This window comes from Microcystis sp. LE19-131.1A (assembly GCF_027532015.1).
Taxonomy (GTDB): Bacteria; Cyanobacteriota; Cyanobacteriia; order Cyanobacteriales; family Microcystaceae; genus Microcystis; species Microcystis ichthyoblabe_A.
The window spans coordinates 1-22,294 of the sequence record NZ_JAPZSS010000060.1; the positions used below are offsets into that span (position 1 = coordinate 1).

18 protein-coding genes and 1 pseudogene are annotated in these 22,294 nt (G+C 43.8%); 6 read left to right on the forward strand and 13 right to left on the reverse strand.

Annotation, left to right across the window (positions count from 1 at the left end):
• Window positions 1-220: 220 nt before the first annotated feature.
• Complete coding sequence (locus O9323_RS05215; protein ID WP_002740229.1) at window positions 221-1,051, reverse strand: energy-coupling factor transporter transmembrane component T family protein; 831 nt, start codon at window positions 1,049-1,051, stop codon at window positions 221-223.
• Window positions 1,052-1,264: 213 nt separating this feature from the next.
• Window positions 1,265-3,433, reverse strand: a complete 2,169-nt coding sequence (locus O9323_RS05220) for a lytic transglycosylase domain-containing protein (protein ID WP_288124777.1) — start codon at window positions 3,431-3,433, stop codon at window positions 1,265-1,267.
• A 211-nt stretch (window positions 3,434-3,644) separates the two neighbouring features.
• Here O9323_RS05220 and cysC point away from each other — a divergent pair, with 211 nt between their 5' ends.
• Together cysC and O9323_RS05230 are read left to right on the forward strand one after the other, a co-directional pair.
• Complete coding sequence (cysC, locus tag O9323_RS05225) at window positions 3,645-4,190, forward strand: adenylyl-sulfate kinase (protein WP_288124791.1); 546 nt, start codon at window positions 3,645-3,647, stop codon at window positions 4,188-4,190.
• Window positions 4,191-4,285: 95 nt separating this feature from the next.
• Window positions 4,286-6,013, forward strand: coding sequence for an ABC transporter ATP-binding protein (locus tag O9323_RS05230; protein WP_288124778.1), 1,728 nt, complete (start codon window positions 4,286-4,288; stop codon window positions 6,011-6,013).
• Window positions 6,014-6,309: 296 nt separating this feature from the next.
• Here the strand turns inward: O9323_RS05230 and O9323_RS05235 are convergent, their stop codons facing one another.
• From O9323_RS05235 to O9323_RS05255, 5 genes are all read right to left on the reverse strand, one after another.
• Entirely contained in the window at window positions 6,310-7,257 is a 948-nt protein-coding gene (locus tag O9323_RS05235) for an NAD-dependent epimerase/dehydratase family protein (protein ID WP_288124779.1), read from the reverse strand.
• A gap of 129 nt (window positions 7,258-7,386) precedes the next feature.
• A complete protein-coding gene (gene hemE, locus O9323_RS05240; RefSeq protein ID WP_288124780.1) occupies window positions 7,387-8,439 on the reverse strand; it encodes a uroporphyrinogen decarboxylase in 1,053 nt (350 codons plus the stop codon).
• Window positions 8,440-8,519: 80 nt separating this feature from the next.
• Window positions 8,520-10,748 carry a heavy metal translocating P-type ATPase gene (locus tag O9323_RS05245; RefSeq protein ID WP_288124792.1) on the reverse strand — a complete coding sequence of 743 codons (2,229 nt, stop codon included), beginning with the start codon at window positions 10,746-10,748 and terminating at the stop codon, window positions 8,520-8,522.
• A gap of 183 nt (window positions 10,749-10,931) precedes the next feature.
• Complete coding sequence (locus O9323_RS05250; RefSeq protein ID WP_288124781.1) at window positions 10,932-12,146, reverse strand: S-layer homology domain-containing protein; 1,215 nt, start codon at window positions 12,144-12,146, stop codon at window positions 10,932-10,934.
• A 30-nt stretch (window positions 12,147-12,176) separates the two neighbouring features.
• Window positions 12,177-13,400 carry an NAD(P)/FAD-dependent oxidoreductase gene (locus O9323_RS05255; RefSeq protein ID WP_288124782.1) on the reverse strand — a complete coding sequence of 408 codons (1,224 nt, stop codon included), beginning with the start codon at window positions 13,398-13,400 and terminating at the stop codon, window positions 12,177-12,179.
• A 151-nt stretch (window positions 13,401-13,551) separates the two neighbouring features.
• Here O9323_RS05255 and O9323_RS05260 point away from each other — a divergent pair, with 151 nt between their 5' ends.
• Window positions 13,552-14,739 carry a glycosyltransferase gene (locus tag O9323_RS05260; RefSeq protein WP_288124783.1) on the forward strand — a complete coding sequence of 396 codons (1,188 nt, stop codon included), beginning with the start codon at window positions 13,552-13,554 and terminating at the stop codon, window positions 14,737-14,739.
• 249 nt (window positions 14,740-14,988) lie between these two features.
• On the opposite strand, the gene O9323_RS05265 is transcribed toward O9323_RS05260, so the two are convergent.
• Window positions 14,989-18,249, reverse strand: a complete 3,261-nt coding sequence (locus tag O9323_RS05265; protein ID WP_288124784.1) for a CHAT domain-containing protein — start codon at window positions 18,247-18,249, stop codon at window positions 14,989-14,991.
• A 366-nt stretch (window positions 18,250-18,615) separates the two neighbouring features.
• Here O9323_RS05265 and O9323_RS05270 point away from each other — a divergent pair, with 366 nt between their 5' ends.
• The 3 genes from O9323_RS05270 (at window position 18,616) to O9323_RS05280 (ending at window position 19,744) form a co-directional block, all read left to right on the forward strand.
• Window positions 18,616-18,846 carry an addiction module protein gene (locus O9323_RS05270; RefSeq protein ID WP_002753232.1) on the forward strand — a complete coding sequence of 77 codons (231 nt, stop codon included), beginning with the start codon at window positions 18,616-18,618 and terminating at the stop codon, window positions 18,844-18,846.
• Window positions 18,843-19,133 carry a type II toxin-antitoxin system RelE/ParE family toxin gene (locus O9323_RS05275; RefSeq protein ID WP_008196003.1) on the forward strand — a complete coding sequence of 97 codons (291 nt, stop codon included), beginning with the start codon at window positions 18,843-18,845 and terminating at the stop codon, window positions 19,131-19,133. The genes O9323_RS05270 and O9323_RS05275 overlap by 4 nt, the downstream gene beginning before the upstream one ends.
• Window positions 19,134-19,477: 344 nt before the next feature.
• The gene (locus tag O9323_RS05280; protein WP_103111475.1) at window positions 19,478-19,744 is read left to right on the forward strand and encodes a hypothetical protein; all 267 of its coding nucleotides are present in this window, start codon (window positions 19,478-19,480) and stop codon (window positions 19,742-19,744) included.
• Between the two features lie 4 nt (window positions 19,745-19,748).
• On the opposite strand, the pseudogene O9323_RS22540 reads toward O9323_RS05280, so the two are convergent.
• From O9323_RS22540 to O9323_RS05305, 5 genes and pseudogenes are all read right to left on the reverse strand, one after another.
• Window positions 19,749-20,176, reverse strand: a pseudogene (locus O9323_RS22540) (type II toxin-antitoxin system VapC family toxin).
• Window positions 20,177-20,185: 9 nt separating this feature from the next.
• The gene (locus O9323_RS05290; RefSeq protein WP_002793069.1) at window positions 20,186-20,425 is read right to left on the reverse strand and encodes an antitoxin; all 240 of its coding nucleotides are present in this window, start codon (window positions 20,423-20,425) and stop codon (window positions 20,186-20,188) included.
• Window positions 20,426-20,447: 22 nt separating this feature from the next.
• Window positions 20,448-20,660 (reverse strand): type II toxin-antitoxin system HicB family antitoxin, encoded by a 213-nt coding sequence (locus O9323_RS05295; protein ID WP_002753241.1) that lies wholly within the window; start codon window positions 20,658-20,660, stop codon window positions 20,448-20,450.
• A 9-nt stretch (window positions 20,661-20,669) separates the two neighbouring features.
• Window positions 20,670-21,491, reverse strand: a complete 822-nt coding sequence (locus tag O9323_RS05300) for a hypothetical protein (protein ID WP_288124785.1) — start codon at window positions 21,489-21,491, stop codon at window positions 20,670-20,672.
• Window positions 21,484-22,251 (reverse strand): hypothetical protein, encoded by a 768-nt coding sequence (locus tag O9323_RS05305; protein ID WP_353851587.1) that lies wholly within the window; start codon window positions 22,249-22,251, stop codon window positions 21,484-21,486. Before O9323_RS05305 ends, O9323_RS05300 begins: the two co-directional genes overlap by 8 nt.
• Window positions 22,252-22,294 lie beyond the last annotated feature (43 nt).

Below are 22,294 nucleotides of genomic sequence, written 5' to 3' on the forward strand. Positions count from 1 at the left end.
CATTTCTCCATTTTTTTGCTTACCTCCACCTTAATTCCTTCTTTCAAAACTATACCTATCAATCGTTTCCCCTTTTTTTAAGTTTCTTCTCTTTTTGTTAAGAAAGATCTGACTAATGGATAGCTTGATAAGGGGGGTGCCGATAGGCGGGGGGATCCCCCTTGATAAGGGGGGAAACTGATAGTTTTTAACACCTAACTACTTACAATAGGGATTGAGCTTAAAACAACCAGGCAAATTTTCCCACCCCGAATTTTACATAGAGAATAATTGCCAAAACCAATAAAAATAGAAAGCCAATAATTAATAAATAGTCTTTATTGGTTAAGATTGATTCCTGTAAAAATGTGCGATCGGGATCACCAGAGAAAGCTTTAGCCTGTAGAACTACTTCTAGTTTTTGCGATTTAGCCATAGCGTTTAGAATTAAAGGTACAGCGATAGAAGCGTAAATTTTTCCTTTTTGCAGCCAACCCATTTTTTCTATTGCTAATCCTCGTAATCTTTGAGCAGAAATAATCGATCGAGATTCTTCTACTAGGAGAGGAAATAAACGCAGGGTAGAGGAAAAAATAAAGACTATTTTGTAGGGAATTCTGGCTTTAGTTAAACTCACCATCATCTGATTTATATCAGTGGTAAAAATAGCGAGGGGAATAATTAAAACCATGGTGAGAGTTTTAAAGATCACATTTAAACCGTAGAGGGTTCCCTCCACAGTCATTTGAGCAGAACCGACAGTTAATAAGGGAGTTAATTCAGTTTTTCCCGTTAAAGTTTTTACCTGTTCCACATTAAAAAATCCCATGGTAATTAATAAGAATAGATAAAAAGGAGCCATGAATTTTAAAATGGTGAAGAGATAAGACCATTTTACCCCAGCCCAGAGACAAGCTAAAGCGACAATAAGAGTTAGCAAACCGCCAGCGAGGGGACTTTCCCAAGTAAAAGCGATAAGAGTAACCACGATCATCATGGTTAATTTTGTCCGAAAATCTAGGCGAGTAAAAGGAGAATCTCGATCGACGGTTTGCCAGTTAAATGATTGCATAATTAGGAAAAAAGTTAGTAAGTAGCTAGGTGTTAAAAACTGTCAGATGCCCCCCTTATCAAGGGGGATCCCCCCGCCTATCGGCGCCCCCCTTATTAAGGGGGGCAGGGGGGATCGGCACACCCCTTATTAAGGGGGGATTAAGGGGGGATATATCTTCAATTTAATTATAACTTTAAGGGAATGAGTTAATTACCCATCCCCATCAATCCCCTAGGAAGGGTTAGCAACTCTCTTCATTTGCTCTTGAATTTCAGGGTTATAAATCTGGAGATAATTCCAATAATTACCAAACACTGATTCTATATAACCCTTAGTTTCTCTAAAGGGAATATTCTCGACAAATTCATCGGGATCGCTAAAATCGAAACGCTGTCTCCATTTGGAAACTGCCCCAGGTCCGGCGTTATAACTAGCCACGGCAAAAAGTGAATTTCCGGCGAATTTGCCGTGGGTATAATCGAGATACCATGTCCCCATCATAATGTTATCTTCGGGATTAGTTAAAGAATAACTTTTATTGCCAGTATTACCCGCGATATATTTCCCCGTATCGGGCATAATTTGCATTAATCCCACTGCCCCCACAGGAGAACGAATTTCTTTTTCAAAGCGGGATTCTTGCCGGATTAAAGCTGTCACTAGCAGGGGATTTAATTGTCTATCTTTTGACCATTGCAGGATGCTATCGTAGTAGGGGAAAGGGAATAAAGCGTGCCAGTATTTATCATTTTGTCGCAGGGCTTTCCATGCTTCCCTTTCCTCTGGGGTATCTCTTTCTCGCAAGCGCCAAATCAGGTTAATTCCTTCTAAATTTTGATTGCGAGAGAGTTTATAGACACCGAGGTTAAATTGTTCGTCAACGGTTAAATGCCAAGGATCGACAATTTCTGCTTGGAAGAGATTCCAAGCGTCCGTATCTTCACCAATTCGATATAATTCCTTGAAAGCTTCCGAACCGGCGGGGGGATCGTTACGAGTGGCGGGTTTGACGGTGGTAGGATTATAGGAGCGGACAGTGGTAAAATCCCCCACGTCCCAACCTAATAAAACCGCCGAGCGCCAAGCATAATAGGAATGGGGATGACGAGAAATAGTATAGGTAAAAGCTTGTTTTGCTTCTTGGTTTTTGCCCAGTTTTTGCGCCCATTTTCCCACCCAAAAGGCCGCTTTCGGGGCAGTTTGACTATCGGGATTATTAACCGCAATTGGCTGCGCCCACTGCCACGCCTTGGCGTAATCACCGGATTTAGCAGCTCTTTGGGCCATTAACCAGCGATAATCGGCGGCTTCGTCGGATTTTGGGTATTTATTTAATAAAGTTTGCCATGTTTGACTAGCGGCCTGAGCATTAGTTGATCCTAGTAATTTGGCTTTCGCTTCCAAAGCTTCCGGGGCGCGATCGGGAAATTGCTTGACAATGCGATCGAGATATGCTATGGCATCGCGGTTAGGAGAAATTTGGGCGAGTCGCAGTAATCCCAAACCCGTTTCTGGGGCCTGGGGATAGGTTTTAATTAATTTTTGGTAAGCGCTGCGAGCTTCTGGCAGTTTTTTGGCAATTTGTAGCCCGCGAGCGTAACGATAGGCTTGTTCGGGGCTAGGAGTGGCTTTAGCATAGGCTTTATATGCTTTTTCGTACAATCCCGACTGCCAATAACCCGCCCCAATCATTGCCCAATCCGCCGGAGTTAACTGATTGACGTAGTCTTTCACCAAACGATCGCGGGCCTGATTGAGGGTAGGATCAAAAGGATTAGCCTTGGCTAACTGCAACCATAAGGGAAATTGATCGGGATTTTCTTGAAGACGTTGGCGAATTAAAGCCAAAGTACGCGGGTGTCGGGGGTATTCCTTGAGCAATTTTTCATGATAACTGGGGTCGTATTTGCCCAAAGAGTAGTAAGCTTCCGCCACTACGGGCGATTGGGGATAGGTTTCCAGTAATTTTTGCCAAATTTCTCGCGCTCTTTCACTATCATTGCTTAATTCGTAGGCGCGTCCCTGTTTGAGGAGAATCTGGGGAGCGAGGACAGGATATTGTTTTTCTAAGCCTTCTAATTGTTTTAAAGCCGGACCGCCTTCATATTTTCTCAATAAATCCATAGCCAAGAGATAGCGGGCGCGACTACGCTCTAAAGAGGGCGCATTGGCATCAGCAACATCTTTTAACTTGACATCTCGCTCGGTTTGTGGTAGGGAAGCGCTATCAACTACGGCAGAGGATTGGTTAGGATCTTGGCTAGGAACCGAAGCACTATTGCGATCGAGCCAAGCGAGAATTTTCGGGTGAAAGAGAAAGAGACTGGTGAGAGTAAAAAGCGCAACCCCAGAACCTAGTCCAAGAATGAGCGGGGTGTGAGGGGGGAATTTCTTAAACATTACCTTAATTCAAGACAGTAACTCAACATACATTATCAGTGATCGTGGTGACAGGTTGTTTGTTTCAATCAGGTTGGGGGGTTGTTCAGTTATCAGTAAGCAGTAATCAGTAATCAGTGAACTGAAAACTCCCATCTGATAACTGGTAACTGATCACTGATCCCTGAGATATGGTACGCTAAACAGGATTTAAGTATTATTAATGATTGCTATGAAACAGCGCGGCGTGACGGTTTGGTTAACGGGATTGAGCGGTGCGGGGAAAAGCACGATTACCGAGGCATTACAGGCAAAATTAATCGCTGAAGGTTATTCAATTGAGGTTCTCGATGGCGATATAGTGCGGACGAACCTCACCAAAGGTTTAGGATTTAGTAAAGAGGATCGCGATGAAAATATCCGTCGCATTGGTTTTGTGTCTAATTTGCTCACCCGTCACGGTGTGATTGTCCTAGTTTCGGCTATTTCTCCCTATCGTGAGATTCGCGAGGAAGTACGGGGAAAAATCGGCAATTTTGTCGAAGTTTTCGTGAATGCTCCCTTAAATGTCTGTGAGGAGCGCGATGTGAAAGGATTATATAAAAGAGCGCGTGCTGGCGAAATCAAGTCTTTTACGGGAATTGACGATCCCTATGAACCACCTTGTAACCCAGAAGTGGAATGCCGCACTGATTTAGAGACTTTAGAGGAAAGTGTCGCCAAAGTCTGGAACAAATTGACGGAATTAGGCTACATTAATCAAGCTGTGGCGGTTTAATCGCCAAATAACTTGGTATTGTTGGAAAATATCGTGGGGACGTGGACTAAAAACGTCTCTACACCCCGATTAACCCCTTAAAGCGCTAAATTATTTTGAAATCTCGCTCTAGTTATTGGAACCTCATTCCCTATCTCCGTCCCCAAACCCAAACAATTATTTTGGCGTTCATCTGTACGATCGGATTTACGGTATTTTGGCCGATTTTAGCTTGGTTAGCTGGACAAATGGCCAGATATATCGGTGAGGGAAATGTGCAGGCATTGGCGACACTTTCGGGGGTGGGGGCAGTGGTTTTTTTACTGCGGGGAATGTCTCAGTATGGGCAAGATTCCCTGATGGCAAAAGCTTCTTTAAAAATTGCCCTGGAATTAAGAAAAAAAGCTTATGCACACCTGCAAACCCTCGGCTTAAATTACTTTGAAACGGCAAAAACTGGTGATTTATCCTATCGTTTAACGGAAGATATTGATCGCATTGGGGAAGTAATTAACAAATTTTTCCATGATTTTATTCCCTCAGCCTTACAGTTAATTGTCGTCTTTGCCTATATGTTTATTGTTAACTGGCAATTGACGATCGCTGTCATTATTATCGCTCCTTTGTTGGGAGTTTTGGTGGGATTTTTTGGCGAAAAATTATTACAATATGCTCGTCGCGCCCAGGCGAAAATATCTAACCTTTCTTCGTTATTAACCGAAGTTTTTGGCGGTATTCGCGTGGTGCAAGCTTTCGCAGCTGAAGATTATCAAACCGAGCTTTTTGCTCAAGAAGCGGAGGAAAATCGCCGCGCTCAATACCTATCAGAATCCACCAAAGCTTTACAATACGTCGTGGTGGGATTCTTACAAGCTCTCGGTGTCATCTTTTTATTCTTTCTCGCTGGTTGGCAAATTTCCCAAAAGAATTTAACTGGAATTGACTTTGTTAGTTATGTGGCGGCGGTGGCAATGTTAATCGATCCTATCGCCCATATTACCAGTAATTATAATCAATTTAAACAGGGTCAAGCCTCCATGGATCGGATTTTTGAATTGTTAGCTATTTTGCCAACAATTACCGAAAAACCGAATGCGATCGAGTTGCCACCCCATAGCAAAGAAGTTGAATATTGTCAAGTAAATTTTTCTTACAATGAGGACAGACAGGTTTTAAAAAATATTAATTTTACTGCACACGCTGGGGAAATGATTGCTTTAGTGGGAGCATCGGGAGCGGGAAAAACCACTTTAGTTAATCTTTTATTGCGTTTTTATGACCCCACTGCCGGCAAGATTTTAATCGATGGGGTGGATATTCGTGATGTGACTTTAAAAAGTCTCCGGCGACAAATTGGCGTAGTTTTGCAGGAAAATATTCTCTTTTCTGGTACTATAGCCCAAAATATCGCTTTTGGTCAGGGAGATTTTAATCTGCAAGAGGTGGAAAAAGCGGCAAAAATTGCCAACGCTCATCAATTTATCGGTGAACTTTCCCAGGGTTACTATACCTATGTGGGAGAAAGGGGTGTTAATTTATCGGGTGGACAAAGACAAAGAATCGCCATCGCGCGAGCGGTTTTATCTAATCCGAGAATTTTAATTTTAGATGAAGCGACTTCAGCGCTCGATTCGGAATCGGAAGCTTTAGTGCAGGAAGCTTTAGAAAGAATTATGACGGAGCGCACGGTATTTGTTATTGCTCACCGATTAGCAACTGTCAGAAAAGCTAACCGTATTTTAGTCTTAGAAAAGGGTGAAATTATCGAGGTGGGTAATCACGAGGAGTTATTAAATCTTAATGGTCGTTACGCTCAATTTCATGCTAGACAATTTCAAGATTAGTCTATTTGGCGTTAAGAGTTGGGCATTATTTCTGATTTTATCACTCAAGCCAAGTTTTTGGGGGGTAGAACCCCCCAAACCCCCCGCGCATTAGTTTTTCGGTGGGATGCTTACACGCGGTTGTTCATACACTTGTACTAATTCAAGAATCACCGATAGAGCAGTTATCTTAATGGTGAGGTGGGAAGTTTTCGTTTTGGGGAGTCAGTCGCGGAATTAGGTTAGACTTCATCTTTAGGGAAACGCTGTAAGTATCCAGACAGAATTAATTACACATATTTTTCCGTCCCCTCTACTTAGGGTTTTTTTCGGGGAATTCCTCGCAAGGTTAAAACATCATCGAGGGTGGAACAATAGTTTTTTAAACCAAAATCAGCAGGAGTATAGGTTTTAATGTGGGTGAAGTGGCGATAATTCATGGCAAAACGGTCCCATGCTTCCATCTGCAAGTTAAAAACTTTGATAAAAAAGTTAGCAATGGTTAAAGATAAAGGAATCCGAAAATAGATTTTTTTGTTTAAATAAGTGCAGATTTCCTCCACTGCTTGGTTAGCTGTTGTGCGTTGATTGCCTAGAACAATTTTGCTTTCTGGTGCGGGATTTTCGATTAAATAATTCACCACTTGAGCTATATCTTGAGCATGGATAAAATGAAAACTGCCATCAGCTTGAAACCAACGCACTAAACCGATATATTTCAACACATCCGGTAAACCACCATAGATATGAGAGTAGGGTTTATTTTCGTCACCACCTAAGACAAAAGTGGGGTATAAAGTGATAATTTTATCGGCGATTTCTAGGTCAGTAAATTTGCTATAACAAATGTATTTAGTGCGGATATAATTAGTTCCTATCTCCCCAGCTTCGGGTAAAGGTTGATTATTTTGATTGAGAATGCTGGCGGTAGAAAAGTAGAGGACTTTCTCGCAGATTTGAGCATCTAAATAACTAATTAATTCTAGGGTTTTTACCACATTAATTTGATAACTTTCCTCCTCTCCTCCCCAACTGGTAGCGATTAAAACCGCTATATTCATTGTTTTTAAAAGCTCCGCATATACCCCAATATTTTGCATATCGCCTAAAAGTATATGAACATTTGATCGCCCTTGATAAGTAAATTTTAACTTCTCTGGATTACGCAATAAAAAATATAATTCATAGTCGGGATTTTCCAGTAAAATCTCGGCGATATAATGCCCAATACAGCCACTCACACCCGTTAGAAATATCTTTTTCATTATTTTAATTGATACGGCAGAATTTAGGGGACAGTGTGAAAGTCAAAAGGGTGTTGGGGTGTTGGGGTTTTAGGGTTTTAGGGTTTTAGTTGAATTCCCCCATTTCCCCATTTCCCCACCCCATGTTCCCTAGTCCTGATAACTAAATTGTTTAGCAGTTTCAAAGAAGAAACGCACGTTATCTTCAGGAGTTCCCACCAAAACACCATGACCTAAATTAAGAATATGACCTTGATTACCTGCTTTACGAATAGTATCAATAATCCGCTCGCGAATAAAAGACTGGGAACCGAATAAAACCCCCGGATCGATATTACCTTGAACCATCATCGATTTACCTAAACGCTGTCTCGCTTCGGCCATATCTACGGTCCAATCGACGCTCACAATATCAACCCCCGATTGAGCCATTCTTTCCAAAACGCCGGCGCTGCCACTAATGTAGAGAATTAACGGTGTATCGGGATGGGTTTCTTTCACCAAACGAACTACTTTTTGTTGATAGGGTAAGGCAAAAACATCGTAATCTTGGGGAGTTAATTGACCCGCCCAAGAGTCGAACATTTGTACCACTTGCGCCCCACAATCAATTTGATAACGGACATAGGTGGCAATCATATCCGCTAATTTATCTAAAAATTGGTGCAGTACCGAGGGTTCCGAAAAAGCCATCCCTTTAATCACAGAATAACTTTTAGAACCTTTCCCTTCCACTGCGTATGCTGCTAAAGTCCAAGGCGCTCCGACAAAACCGAGGACAGTGGATTTATTTCCCACCTCTTGACGCAGGGTTTTTAAAATCGTTTTGATAAAAGGTAAAGACTGATCGGGATCGAGGGGATTAAGTTGGTTCACCTGCGCTTGAGTACGAATGGGAGAATCGATAATCGGCCCCTTACTTTCGATAATATCAAAGGGAATACCAATTCCCGCTAGGGGAGTGAGGATATCGGAGAACATGATCACCCCATCCGGTTGAAAAGCACGCCAAGGTTGCAGGGAGATTTCGATCGCTAAATCGGCATTTTCCGATCTTTCCCGAAAACTGGGGTATTTATCCCGCAATTCCCGATAAATCTGCATATAACGTCCTGCTTGTCTCATCATCCACACGGGAGGACGGGGTAAGATTTCTCCTTTGGCAGCGCGTAATAAATAAGGTATTTCAGGGGAGTCAGTCATATCAGGATGATTATTCTATTGCCTTTTCTACGGTATCATCCCCCGTACAGCTAATTTTTCTGGTTTTTCCTTAAGAATTGTTAACGAAAGTTATCCCCCACCCTGGGGTGAATTCGACGCAATCGCAAGGCATTCGTCACCACGGAAAGGGAACTTAAAGCCATGGCAGCACCGGCAATAATCGGATTGAGCAGAAAAGGATAGAGGACTCCGGCAGCGATGGGAATGGCAATCAGGTTATAAATAAAAGCAAAAAAGAGATTTTCTTTGATATTTCGCATTGTTGCCCGACTTAACTCAATAGCAGTCACAATTCCCTGTAAATCTCCCGAAATTAAGGTTATATCGCTTGCAGCGATCGCTACATCTGTCCCCGTGCCAATGGCAATACCTAAGTCCGCTTGCGCCAATGCGATCGCATCATTGATACCATCGCCAACCATGGCGACTATTTTCCCTTTTTTCTGCAAATATTCGATTTTTTCGGCTTTTTGTTCGGGACGGAGTGCGGCAAAAAAGCGCCGGATACCCAACTCGCTGGCGATCGCTTCTGCGGTTTCGAGGTTGTCCCCCGTCATCATCATCACCTCTAAGCCCATTTTTTTGAGCTTGGCGACCACTAAGGAAGAAAAAGGTTTTAAAACGTCGGAAATGGCGATCACCCCCTCTAAACGCCCGTTAACCGCTATCCAAGCCACGGTTTTTTTCTGCCATTCCCAATCGTGGGCGACTTTTTTAAGAACTTTTGTTTCGATCCCTTGACTTTCTAACCATTGTTGTGTCCCGATTTGCACGAAATCTGACCCGACTTTTCCCTGCACTCCTGACCCGGTTATTGAGTCAAATTCGCTTACTTCTAGGGTTTTAATCTGGTTTAACTGCCCATATCTAACTATTGCTTCTCCTAGCGGGTGTTCAGAATGATTCTCCACCGATACGACTAACTGCAGCAGCGATAATTCCCGTCCATCCCTCACCCCCTCGCGAGTCAAGAAGTCCGTCACCGTTGGTTTCCCCTGGGTGAGAGTTCCCGTTTTATCGAGAACAATAGTAGTAATACCCTGGGCCAATTCTAAACTTTCGGCATTTTTAATTAAAATTCCCTGTTTTGCTCCCTGTCCTGTTCCCACCATAATCAAGGTGGGTGTAGCTAATCCTAGCGCACAGGGACAAGCGATAATTAGGACTTCCACCATTGTAATCAAAGCGAGGGTGAGATTACCCGTGCGGAGAATCCAAAATAGGAAAGTTATTACGGCAATAATCATCACCACCGGCACAAAATAAGCAGTCACTCGATCAACTAATCTTTGTATAGGTGCTTTTGATGCTTGCGCGGTTTGCACTAATCGGACAATCTGAGCTAAAACCGTATCTTTTCCCACCCGTAACGCTTGCATTTGTAGGCTACCGGTTTTATTAATTGTCGCCCCGATTACCTGTTGATTGACGGTTTTTCGCACGGGTAAACTTTCCCCCGTCACCATCGATTCATCAATGCTAGAACTGCCTTGGATAATTATGCCATCGACGGGAATTTTTTCCCCGGGACGCACTAAAATTATATCTCCTACTTTTACCTCTTCGATCGGTAGATCTAGCGTCTGTTCTTCCCTAATCACCCTAGCAGTTTTTGCCTGTAATCCCATTAATTGTTTAATCGCGGCTGCCGTTTCTTTTCTGGCCCGTTTTTCGAGGAAACGACCGAGTAAAATCAGAGTAATGACGATAGCTGATGCTTCGTAATAGACATGGGAATTAAACCCCTGTTTTTCGATAAAATCGCTCCCGAAGGTTAAAAACAGGGAATAAAAATAGGCGGCACTGGTTCCCAAAACTACTAAAGTGTCCATGGTGGCAGTGCGATTTTTAAAGGCTTTCCAAGCATTTTTATAAAAACTTTGACCACACCAAAATTGGACGGGAGTAGCGAGAATTAATTGTAATAAGGGAGCGTGTAACCAGTGGGGAATAAAAGATAGAGATAAACCCGTCATCATCGGCAAAGAACCGATAAAAAGTATAATGCTAATAACAATAGCGATCGATAGTTTAGTGAGAAGTTCTTTTTCTGGCCTGGATTCGAGATTAATTTCCGTTATCGGTGTAGCTTGGAAACCGGCATCCCTAACTTTTGCTTGAATAGTGTTAAGATCGGTACGCTTGGGATCATAGTCCACATCCACCTGTTCCATGCCAAAATTAACTTGACATCGAATCACTCCGGGGATAGATTCAATTATCCGTTCGATCGAATCAGCACAACCAGCGCAACTCATCCCGGCGAGTTTGAGAGTTTGATGGGTCATAATGTTAATAGCAGCGGAAGTCAGCAAGAAAATCCCCTGCAGCAGAGTTATATCTTTAGCATAAAATATTCCCCTAGCTGCCGGGTCAAGAATCCTTTGTTAATTTTTCTGAATAGATATGAAGAAATGTCAAAAAGAGTGCTTGTATTTTCCTAACACACCCTTAATTTTTATGGACAAATTTCAATTAACCCCACTCTGTTGCGTATCTTGACCCTGCAAAGCATCGGCAGCGGAAACACCATCACCCTGAAAACCAAAATACCATAAAGTAGCGGCAGCTTCAGCGCGAGTTACTGGTCTTTTTGGCTGAAATAGGGTAGTAAAACCAAAAACTCGCCGAATATTGGCTTGTTCGGCATTTTGAAAATCGGCATAAAGAGCGCGCACCAGCTGCGGGTTAATTTTATTAGTATCCTGAAAACCCCAAGTATTTTTAATCGTATCAAGATTGGCGCTCGGTAAAGCTTTTCTAATATCTAATGGCACTTTCCAAGCGATTAAATCTTCCCGGGTTAAAGGAGCATTGGGACGGAATAAAAGGGTGCTACTATCTCCCGTTAAAGGAGAGGGAATTAACCCCGCTTCCGCTAATCCTTGAATATAAATATAATCGGGATCGTTATTTTTAACATCACTAAAAGCTGGGGAACTATTGGGAGTAGCTAAACGGATTTGTTTACCCGCTACATTAGCATAAATGGCATTATTAGCCTGTAACAACCAGCGAGCAAATTCTCGGCGAGTTATGGTATTATTAGGGTTAAACTGATTGTTATTACCTGTTAATACTCCTAATCTAGCTAAGTCTTGAATGTGGCTTTTTAAGGGATTAGGTAAGGATTCGAGATCGTTAAAACTGGTGGGATTAAGATTTGGCAAGGGGGAAGAAATAGGGGAGGGACTAGGGGAGGGACTAGGGGAAGCAATCGGGGTTCCTATTGGACGATAATCGAGGCTATATTCGGTATTGGGAGAAGTGGCAGTTATGGTGATAGTTAACTCTAAATTATCTCGACGGGCCGTTAGGGTACTATTAACTCCCTCCCCAGAAAAGGGATTAATAATTTCCCAATTATTATTAACTAATTCCTGTTGATAAAAAGCCTCGATCGCATTGCTGGGATCGTTGGATTGCCAACGAGTTTGTCCACCAGTATTATCAGGATTTGTCTGCACGGATAATAATTCTGATTGACTATATCGAGGAATTTCTGCGGGAAAATTTGCGGGTAATTGCCTGTTATTAGGAGAGTTTTCTGGTATGGGATTTGTTTGTAGATTAGGATCGGCAGCCAGACGATTTTCTAGGTCAGGATTGCCACTACAGGCTGCTAAAATGCCCAGCAGAGTGATAATTGTACTGTAGCGAATAAACTTACTCACGGTCTTTACCAATATTGTTTCCTTAGCTTTATCCTAGCCTATTTACTCAGGTTTTTGACTAGGAAAAATTTTGCGCCACCATTGACGTAATTTCCCCAGCAGAAATCCTCCTAACCCTTTTGTGTATTTTTCAAATTTGTAGTAAAATAAAATGTCGATTATATCCTGAGTGGAAAGATACTTGAGATAGGATACTCCTTGATCTATACGCGCATCACTATATTTTAAATAAACTTTGCGACTGAGGCGATCGGATAAATTCCATTTTGGTTGAAAATATTCCTGCATCCTCTGTTGATAAGGGGCAAAACTACTCGATTTTCCCTGTAAATATTCCTCCATGTATTGACAAGCAATTTCGGCTCCTTTCATAGCATGGCGAATACCTTCCCCTCCTAAAGCATTAATAGTTGAAACTGCATCACCTATGGCGATAATATTTGGTTTTTTATAGTAAATATCTTGCAGTCCAGAGGAATATTCCACGATGGAACCGTGTTGCTCTACTAGATCATAATTATCTAAGTTCATGTAGTCTTTTATTATCTCGATAATATAACTTTTTAAAGGCTTAACTTCAGAAATATAAGGATGTTCTCCCTCTAACCAAGCGGCTCCTATTTTTAATTGCTGATTATCCATAGGAAAAATCCAGCCATAACCTTTAGGATTCCATTTATGACCGAGAAAAAATACTAAATTATCTTGATATTTTTGATAATCTACTTCTGGCACAGCAATTAAATATTCAATACCTACCCCCTTTAAAAAATCAGGTTTTTCTCGTCTATATTTATACATAACTGCTCTAGCGTATCCGGTAGCATCAACCAATAAACGAGTAGTAACTGTCTCGATTTCCTCGCCTTTTGATTTCAAGAAAACAGTTAGCTGATTCTCCGTTTGTTCATATTTCAGATAACGACAACCTAAACGAACTTCTCCCCCCCAACGCAGCACTTCTGCGGCTAAAAACTCTCGCAATTTGGCAAAATCAAAAACTACCCCTAAAGGTTGCGCTGATGACCAAAAATGATGTATGCTAGTGGAGATAATTTCGATATTTTTCCAAAACCTAGCCACTACGGTTTCGGGGAGATTGAATTGTTCTAAAATTTCTAGGGGAGAAGCGGCACTAGAAAAGTTATTATCTTGCCAACTAGAATGTTGTTCCACCAAAAGAACACGATAACCTTTTTCACTTAATAATCTACCACAGTGACCTCCCGCCGGTCTACCCCCAATAATTACGACATCATAATCCATGATTTACTCCCTCGCCTAATCTTACTAACTTGCTTCTATTTTACCCTAATTTGCCCTCTGTTAAACCCCAAACTGGTTAAGCTATTGTGCATCTAAATTTGATCCTCTTTTTAACCTATTCCCTGTTCCCTCATCGAAAGGCCACCAGCTTATGACATTTTTCTTATTATTAGTTACTTTCCTATCGCTAATAATTTGGTTATATTTAATCTTAGCCAGGGGACAATTTTGGCTATCTAACCAAAAAATTAATTCTGTCACTTCTCCCTTAACAAATTATCCAAAAGTCTCGGCAATTATCCCCGCACGAAACGAAGCCGACGTTTTACCTATCAGTTTAACTTCCCTCTTTAACCAAGATTATCAAGGCGAATTTTCCATTATTTTAATTGACGATCAAAGCAGTGATGGCACGGGAAAAGTTGCCCAAGAAATTGCTGATCAATCTCATAAATCTGGACAAATAACTATTATTTATGGACAACCTTTAGAGATAGGATGGACGGGTAAATTATGGGCAATGAAACAGGGAATAACAGAGGCTACCGAAAAATTTGCACCCGATTATTTTCTCTTCACCGATGCCGATATTGCCCACGCACCGGATAATTTAACCCAATTAGTCACTAAAGCAGTACAGGAAAACCAAGCTTTAGTTTCCCTGATGGTGTTGCTACGCTGTGACAGTTTTTGGGAAAAATTTCTTATTCCTGCCTTTGTTTTTTTCTTCGAGAAACTCTATCCTTTTCCCCTAGTTAATAATCCTAATTCCCCGATAGCAGCCGCCGCTGGGGGTTGCATTTTAATTCGCCGAGATATCCTAGAAAAAATTGGCGGTATTGAAATTCTTAAACAAGCTTTAATTGATGATTGTTCTTTGGCGATTGCGGTTAAAAAATATCTGCAAAATCACCCAGAAAATAACGAGAGTTCCATCTGGTTAGGATTAACAGAAAGCACCTATAGTCTCCGTCCCTATCCAGATTTAGCCAGCATTTGGAATATGGTAGCCCGCACCGCCTTTACACAACTAAATTACTCAAAACTTTGGTTAATTGGCACAATTTTCGGGATGTTTTTAACCTATTTAGCCGCCCCCTTGGGCTTAATCTGGGGATTGGTCTTAAAAGAAACATCAATTATCATAATTAGCACCGTCACTTTATTACTAATAGCCCTTTCCTATAGCCCGACTTTAAGACTATATAAATTATCCCCCCTGCGGGCTTTAACTTTACCCCTAATTGCCCTCTTTTATAGTTTAATGACCGTCGATTCTGCCCTGCGTTATTGGCGCGGCCAAGGGGGAGGTTGGAAAGGGCGAGTTTATCCTAATTAGCTGGTTATAATTAAATTAAAAATGGATTTTAGGTTTGATCCCCCCTGCCCCCTTGGGGGGTGCCGATCCCCCCTTAGTCCCCCCTTAATAAGGGGGGCGGGGTGATCTGAAAGTTTTTAATACCTATCTACTTAATTAGGGTCTGCTGAAAAAGTAGGGGCGAAGCATTTGGGCATAACCTATCGCTGAAACCGTAGATTTCCTATCCGAATGCTTCGCCCGCTTGCAACAAGGAAATAATTCATAATTTTAAGGAAGTCCCAGACAGTAGAACGCCCCCCAGTAACGATAATCCTGAAAAGGCACTGCATCGGGAGCAAATTCGTCAAGCCACTTGATCAATTCGCCGATTTTCTGATAATTGGCTTGAGCAGTATCGGCGTTCGGATCCTTAGTTTGGCGCATTTGTTGCCAAGTCTGGAAAGCCTGCTGATAATCGGCTGTCAAACGGTCCCGCCAGTCTTTTTGGCAAGTCTCCCGCATCGCTTGACGAGCCTGATGTAGAGCCGTTAAGCGTTCCTCTCCGGCCCGCCGTGCGCGGTGGTACTCCCGGGAAAACAGCGCCGTCGCTAGATCAGCCACCGCCCAATGACTACTAATCACAGCACGAGCGCCCCCCAGCAGAAAGCCTGTACCTAAGCTGAGGGGTTCGTCCAGTAATTCCCGTCGCAGGTTTCCTTCCTCATCTCGGAAACTGGCAAAACTGAGACCAGTTTCACAACAGGAGAGAAACACTTCCGACAATTCGGGAAAGCGCCACGAGGGACTAATTAAATCCCGCAAGGTGACTTTTTGCTCCCCGGCTAGGACGAGGTGGGAGTTGAGGGGATCATCGGGGCGGCTGGTGGCGTGGTGGCTGGAGAGCAAAGCCTGCACTTGTTTCAGCAATTGCAGATAAGAGTCGGGGGTAACTGTGCGCCCCTGTAGCCGCCGTTGGCGAGGCACGTTCCAGGTTTGGGCGACCCACTCACACTCTAGGGGAGTATAGGGCAAATCCTCTGTGGTGTTTTCCACAATCCCCAGGGTGTCGGGAGTGGGTTGCGATCGCTCTTGGCACAGTCCGAGAATTTTCGTACTGGGGACAAACTGAAGGCGAAAGCGATCGCCCAGGAGTTGTCCTTCGGCGGTGGGTAGAAGGTCGAAGGGAATTTGGTGCAGAAAGAGGTGGGGAATCAGAATTAACTCAGTGATTCCCTGGAGGTGCTGTTGGATGAGGGTGTCGAATTGCAGGCGGGTTGCCAGTTCTTGCAGACGAGTGGCCATAGCTTGGTGCCACTCATGCCGACGCTGCTGGCGGGATTGGGCGGTCTCTGCTTGATTAATCGCAATGTAGGGGTTAACCCAGTTGTCGATCAGCCAGTTTTGCAGGTCGTTGGCCGACTCCGGGGGATTGGGAATAGTGTGGCAGTTGACCCCTTCCCCGCCATCCCGGGAGGGGCGACGCAGGACAAAGATGTGGGTATGGGTGGCGGTGGTGTAGAAGCTGAGGAGGGCAGTCTGGGGAGAAGGAAGCAGCGCCGTTAGTTCATCGAGTCGGGGTTGGGGTTGGGGTTGCTGAAGTTGGGCGGTGATGGCATCAAAGCGGTAGAGAGCTTCCCAGGCTTGACGTTCAGCGGCTTCGGCGGCGAGGAGTTGTTCAGAGGCAAAGCTAGCGCGGGTGTTGCGGCTTAGTGCAGGGGTCAAGGATGGTTTATCGTCTTTGGACAGTTCAGGACGGTCTTGAGCGAGTTGGGATTTGCTGCGGCGGCTGTCCTGAAGTTGCTGATACCAGGCTTGTATTTCTGGGGGGATGCGCCCATCGGCGTAGAGGTCGCTGATGGCGATTAGGTCGGCAAGGCGTTTGGAGCGGGAACGTTCGACGGTTCGCAGCGCCAGGGAGAGATCGCCCTGGTTAACGGCCGCTTGGATCAGGTTTTCATAAACGTCGATAGACTCGCGGACAATTTCTTGGCGCAGGGCTTCGCTGGTAGCCCAGGCGCGGCTTTGTTCAACGGCTTCCACGGCAACCCTGTAGCCTTCTAAGGCAATGTCCCACCAGCCCTGCTTAAAGCCCAAGTTGCCGAGGTTCCGTCCAGTTCTGAGGGTGTCAGCCGGTAAGAGAGTGGGGTTGAGAAAGGAAAGTGCCTCTCGATAAAAGGCGATCGCCCGTGCTAGGTTGGCTACCGGCTCTTGACCCAATTCGGCTTGGGTCCTGTAGGCATTGCCCAGATTAGTCAGGGTTCCGGCTAAATCCCTTTCTAATCCGGGTTGGCGGCGGATAGTGGCGGCTTCGGTGTAGTTGGCGATCGCCCGTTCTAGGTTGGCTACCGGCTCTTGACCCAATTCGGCTTGGATGCTGTAGGCATTGCCCAGATTATTCAGGGTTCGGGCTAAATCCCTTTCTAATCCGGGTTGGCGGAAGATGGTGGCGGCTTCGGTGTAGTTGGCGATCGCCCGTTCTAGGTTGGCTACTGGCTCTTGACCCAATTCGGCTTGGGTCCTGTAGGCATTGCCCAGATTAGTCAGGGTTTGGGCTAAATCCCTTTCTAATCCGGGTTGGCGGTAAGTTGTGGCGGCTTCGGTGTAGTTGGCGATCGCCCGTTCTAGGTTGGCTACCGGCTCTTGACCCAATTGGGCTTGGGTCCTGTAGGCATTGCCCAGATTAGTCAGGGTTAGGGCTAAATCCCTTTCTAATCCGGGTTGGCGGAAGATGGTGGCGGCTTCGGTGTAGTTGGCGATCGCCCGTTCTAGGTTGGCTACCGGCTCTTGACCCAATTCGGCTTGGGTGCTGTAGGCTACGCCCAGATTATTCAGGGTTCTGGCTAAATCCCTTTCTAATCCGGGTTGGCGGCGGATGGTGGCGGCTTCGGTGTAGTTGGCGATCGCCCGTTCTAGGTTGGCTACCGGCTCTTGACCCAATTGGGCTTGGGTACTGTAGGCATTGCCCAGATTAGTCAGGGTTGTGGCTAAATCCCTTTCTAATCCGGGTTGGCGGCAGATGGTGGCGCAAAATTCGTATCCATAGATGGCGATGTCCAAGTTAATGCGTGGATTACCTTTAGGAAACTCATGAAAAGCATAAGCAAGATCATAGAATAATGTCCCTAGTTGGTTGGTTTCCTCTGGATTGTATTGTTCCTTGAGTTGATTTCCCCAAGCACGGAGGAGGTTAAGTAAGTTTTCATCTAAGAGATGGAGGTTATTGTCGAGCAGGGGATAAATTGCTTGGCGGTTTCCGCGACTTTCCTGGACAGTTTGCAGTAGGGTTGGAAAAAAACTGATGTAGGGGTTTTGATTATCCCTTGGCGCGTCTAAAAATTGTCCTAACTGTTGCGCCATATTCCTCAACCATCCCGCGCTGTTATCTTCTCCCTGCTGTTGCAAAAAATCTGCATACTGACCCATCACAGCGACTAAGCCTGCATCAACTAATTCCGCGTTAGCCTGTAATAGCGCTGGTTCTTGACCATTTTCGCACTGGAGTAGTGCTTGGATTAGTGCTAAGTAAGCTTCTATTCTTGCTTCGTTCATGATTGTTTTTAGTAGGGTGCGTTAGCGATAGCGTAACGCACCCAGATAGCGTAACGCACCAAGTAGTAGTTAAATTAATGATAGATGTGGTGCGTTACGACGGATTGTTAGATGATTGAGTAGGGGCGAAGCATTCGGACAATAACCTATTACTGAAACCCTAGATTTCCTATCCGAATGCTTCGCCCGTACCCTGAATTTTTCTCTAGCAAACTCAATTCTAGTCTAATTATAGTAGGGTGCGCTCTTCGATAGCGTAACGCACTGCCCATAGCAGATTAATTAAAGATTTATCAAAAAAGAACTAACTTAGTCGATTTTGCTATAGTATGATAATACTTAGAGTTTATTATTCTGCGACGGGCTATGGGATCAATTGAGCAACTGACAGAAGAGATATTGTCCTTACCTAGTGTATCAAGGGCGCTGCTTGCAGACAAGTTGGTAGAAAGCTTAGAATTCGATACCGATTCAACAATTCAGGCAGTTTGGGTAACTGAAGCAAAAAGACGAAGAGGCGAGGTTCGGGATGGCTCTGTGCAGCCAATTTCGGGGGAAGAAGCTCTGGCTCAAGTTAGACGACTGATTGAGCCATGAGGTATGTATTTCACCCTGAAGCTCTCACTGAATATGCTGAAGCGGTTCAATACTATACAGAGCAACGGGTTGAGGTTGCACAGGCATTTATCAATGCTATCGAGGATACGGTTTATCGAATTAGAGCATCTCCTACTCATTATGTTGTTATTGATGATGCTGTCCGACGATGCATGGCACGCAGATTTCCCTATGCAATTCTCTATACAATCGAGCAAGACTACATTCTCATTTTGGCGGTTATGCATTGCAGCCGAGAACCTGGATACTGGAAAAGTCGTAGATAGTCGAAGTTCCCAGCAGCCTAACGGTGATTGATTTAATAACCCTGGATTGTCCGTAGGATGGTAATATCTAGAGTTTTTAGTAGGGTGCGCCCTTCGATAGCGTAACGCACCAAGTAGTAGTTAAATTAATGATAGATGTGGTGCGTTACGACGGATTGTTAGATGATTGAGTAGGGGCGAAGCATTCGGACAATAACCTATTACTGAAACCCTAGATTTTTTATCCGAATGCTTCGCCCGTACCCCGAATTTTTCTCTAGCAAACTCAATTGGGGATGGGGGGTGAGTGCGATCATGGATTTTAAACTATAATCAAAGATATTGATTTATCCCATGAAGTAACAATGTTATCGATTAATCTAGATCGAGAAACCGAGAACTATCTAGCAGACATCATTTCCGAAGAGAATATTAGCTCAGAAGAACTTCTGAAAAAACTCATTTACGAACATTGGCAAAGCTTAAAACCGCGTAAAACTTTATTACAACGCCGGGGAGGTCATCCTCAGCATCTTTTAGAAAATGCTCCACCTGATTTATCATTGCGAGAAAACCGCAAAAAAGTAGTGGCAGAATATATACAAAACCATCATCAGCAAGATCATTTATGACAAATTATCCCCCAAAAATTATTACAGAATCAATCAACCAATTCTCTAACTTCAAAGCAGGCACACGCTCAAATTCACGAGTATTTGCGGTAACAAGAGTCAAATCAAGCGCTAGAGAATGAGCAGCAATCAGTAAATCATTTGGACCGATTGGGGTTCCTGCTTGCTCCAAATGTTTACGAATTAGGGCATAGTGCTTATCTACAGTTGATTCTAATGGCAAAACTGTCAAGAACTCAGGATGCGTTCTAGTTGCTGTACCAGACGGTAGGAACCACTTTTAACCACGCCAAATCTTAATTCACACGCCACAATGATGCTCGTACAAACGCTTTCTTCGCCGACATCCACAATATGCTGGAAAACCTGACCTTGGGGATACCTGATCAAATGTGATAGGATGTTAGTATCAAGCAGATATTGATAGGTCATTGGGTGGTACTAAAATGTAATGTCATCAAGGGGAAGCAACCCTTCATCTATATCAGGAAAATTGTCTGTAATGTCTGGCAAAGTAGTCAGCAAAGAAATTAGAGAACCGGAAGAAATCGGCTCAATGATTAAGCGATGACCTTCTTTGCGTAACAAAACCTCTGTGCTTGATAGGGCAAGTTCAGGAGGAATAGTTAAGACTTGCTCTTGTCCACTTGTTAGTAAAGAAACCTGACGTAAGTTTTGCATCTGTTGACCTCTTTGTTAATGATCACCTTACTATAATAGACGCTTCTAAGACAGAATATTCAGTATCTAAAACTTCTACTCCAAAGGTTTCAATATGAAAACGGAGTGCTGATTTCGCATCTTCTAGCACTTCTTGATATGATTCGCCTTCGCCAATGACAACACCTTCAATACCTAAAGGATAAGCAATATAGCCATCTGGGTGTTTTTCGACAATTATTTTAATGCTTTTCATAATTATTTTTTAAATACATTTTCCCAATTCATCAAGCAAATCCATCGCCACCTCTAGCCAGTCCACCGCACCCTCTGAAGACGGCTCAGGCGTTGCTTCCTTTACCCCTTCCGGACGCGAGACTAAGGGTTTAAAATTCTCATGATTCTCGCTGGCCTTCTCTTCTAAAAACTCCTTTAATAGCGTCGGACGCTCATAGTCCTGCCGATAGTCCCAGACCCAGTTTAACACCGTGATTACCTCCGATCGCTGTTCCGCTGACCAGCCTTGTTTATCGATATACTGCGCCATGATTTGCTGACAGTTTTCCCACCGACGGTAAGCCTCCCACAGCGCCGATATAGGTTTCCTCATCGCCAAGGACACCGCACCGCCTTCTGGGAAATCCTGACGCAGGTCCGAACTCAACAGAACCCCAGTTAACCAAGCTCCTCCTTCCCCTAACTCGACTAAAATATAGGCCAATGTTGCCGGATTTAGGTCAATATTGACCCTAACTTGGCTTAAATCCAACGGTTCTCCATCAGAGTCTTGAGGAATCAATACAGCTTCTAGTTTACCTAGCTTGGGTAGTACCACTTGAGCATTATCAGCCGCCGCAGCATCTACCTCTATCCCATGCTCTTTTAGATAATCTGTCAGCACCGCCGCCGCTAAGGTGTTCTGGCGAAATTCCCCAACGCTGGGATAGGGAACCCAAACAGAGTCGGCTAAATCTGTTTTAGGGTCTAAACCCGCAAGTTTAGCTAACTCAACCAGATCATCTGTATCTGCATTAGCAAGACGCAGGTACAGTTCTTCAACTTCTCGAATAAAATCTGCATCACTCATAACGTAATACCTGACGACTTAGATAGGGTTGGGTTTTATGCTTTAAAAATAACTTAGCTACTGCTAACTCAAATACGTTCAATTTGTGTCCAGAAATATCATCTTTAAATAAATTTTCTAAACCCGTAATCACAACCTGACGCATTTCATGAGTAAATGTCGCTTCAACGCTCCAGGGAACACCCGCAATTAACATTTTACCCAGGGAATCCGCTAATTCCCCAATCAAAACAGGCTCACCTGTCCTATTCTCGAACACCCACACAGGCTGATTATTTGCTCCCTTGTGACTAATTTGCGCTATTTTAAGCTGAAACTTATCCCCCTGGGACTCTTTTTGACGCTGTTCTCTAACTCCCTTTAAGCTTGCTTTCGATAAATCAGGAGTTGCAGAAACTTTTAGTTGAAACTTGCTTTCCTGTTCTCCCCCTAACTGACGTTCAATCTCTAATTCCCTTGCTAAAATCTTTTTCAACGCTTCATTTCTCAACTCAGAAGGCATTTGGCCATTCTCCAGTTTTAAGCGCAACTCTCCCCCCCGCAAACCAAACTTAACCCGTCCAAAGCGAAAATCAAGCCACTGCTGATTAAAAATAATCCGCACCGATAGGGAAAACGCCTCTGGATCAGACTTTTTCAAAAGCGAAAAAAGTCCCTTCGACTCAGGCGCAACGGGTTCTCCCGAAATCTCCAAGTGCAGACATTCGGGACATTTATTATCATGTTCTGTTACCGCGATTGCCCCTGATTGCTTTGCCATCATCCTAGGCCTTTCAAACCCTTAACTGTAATAATTGTACTGT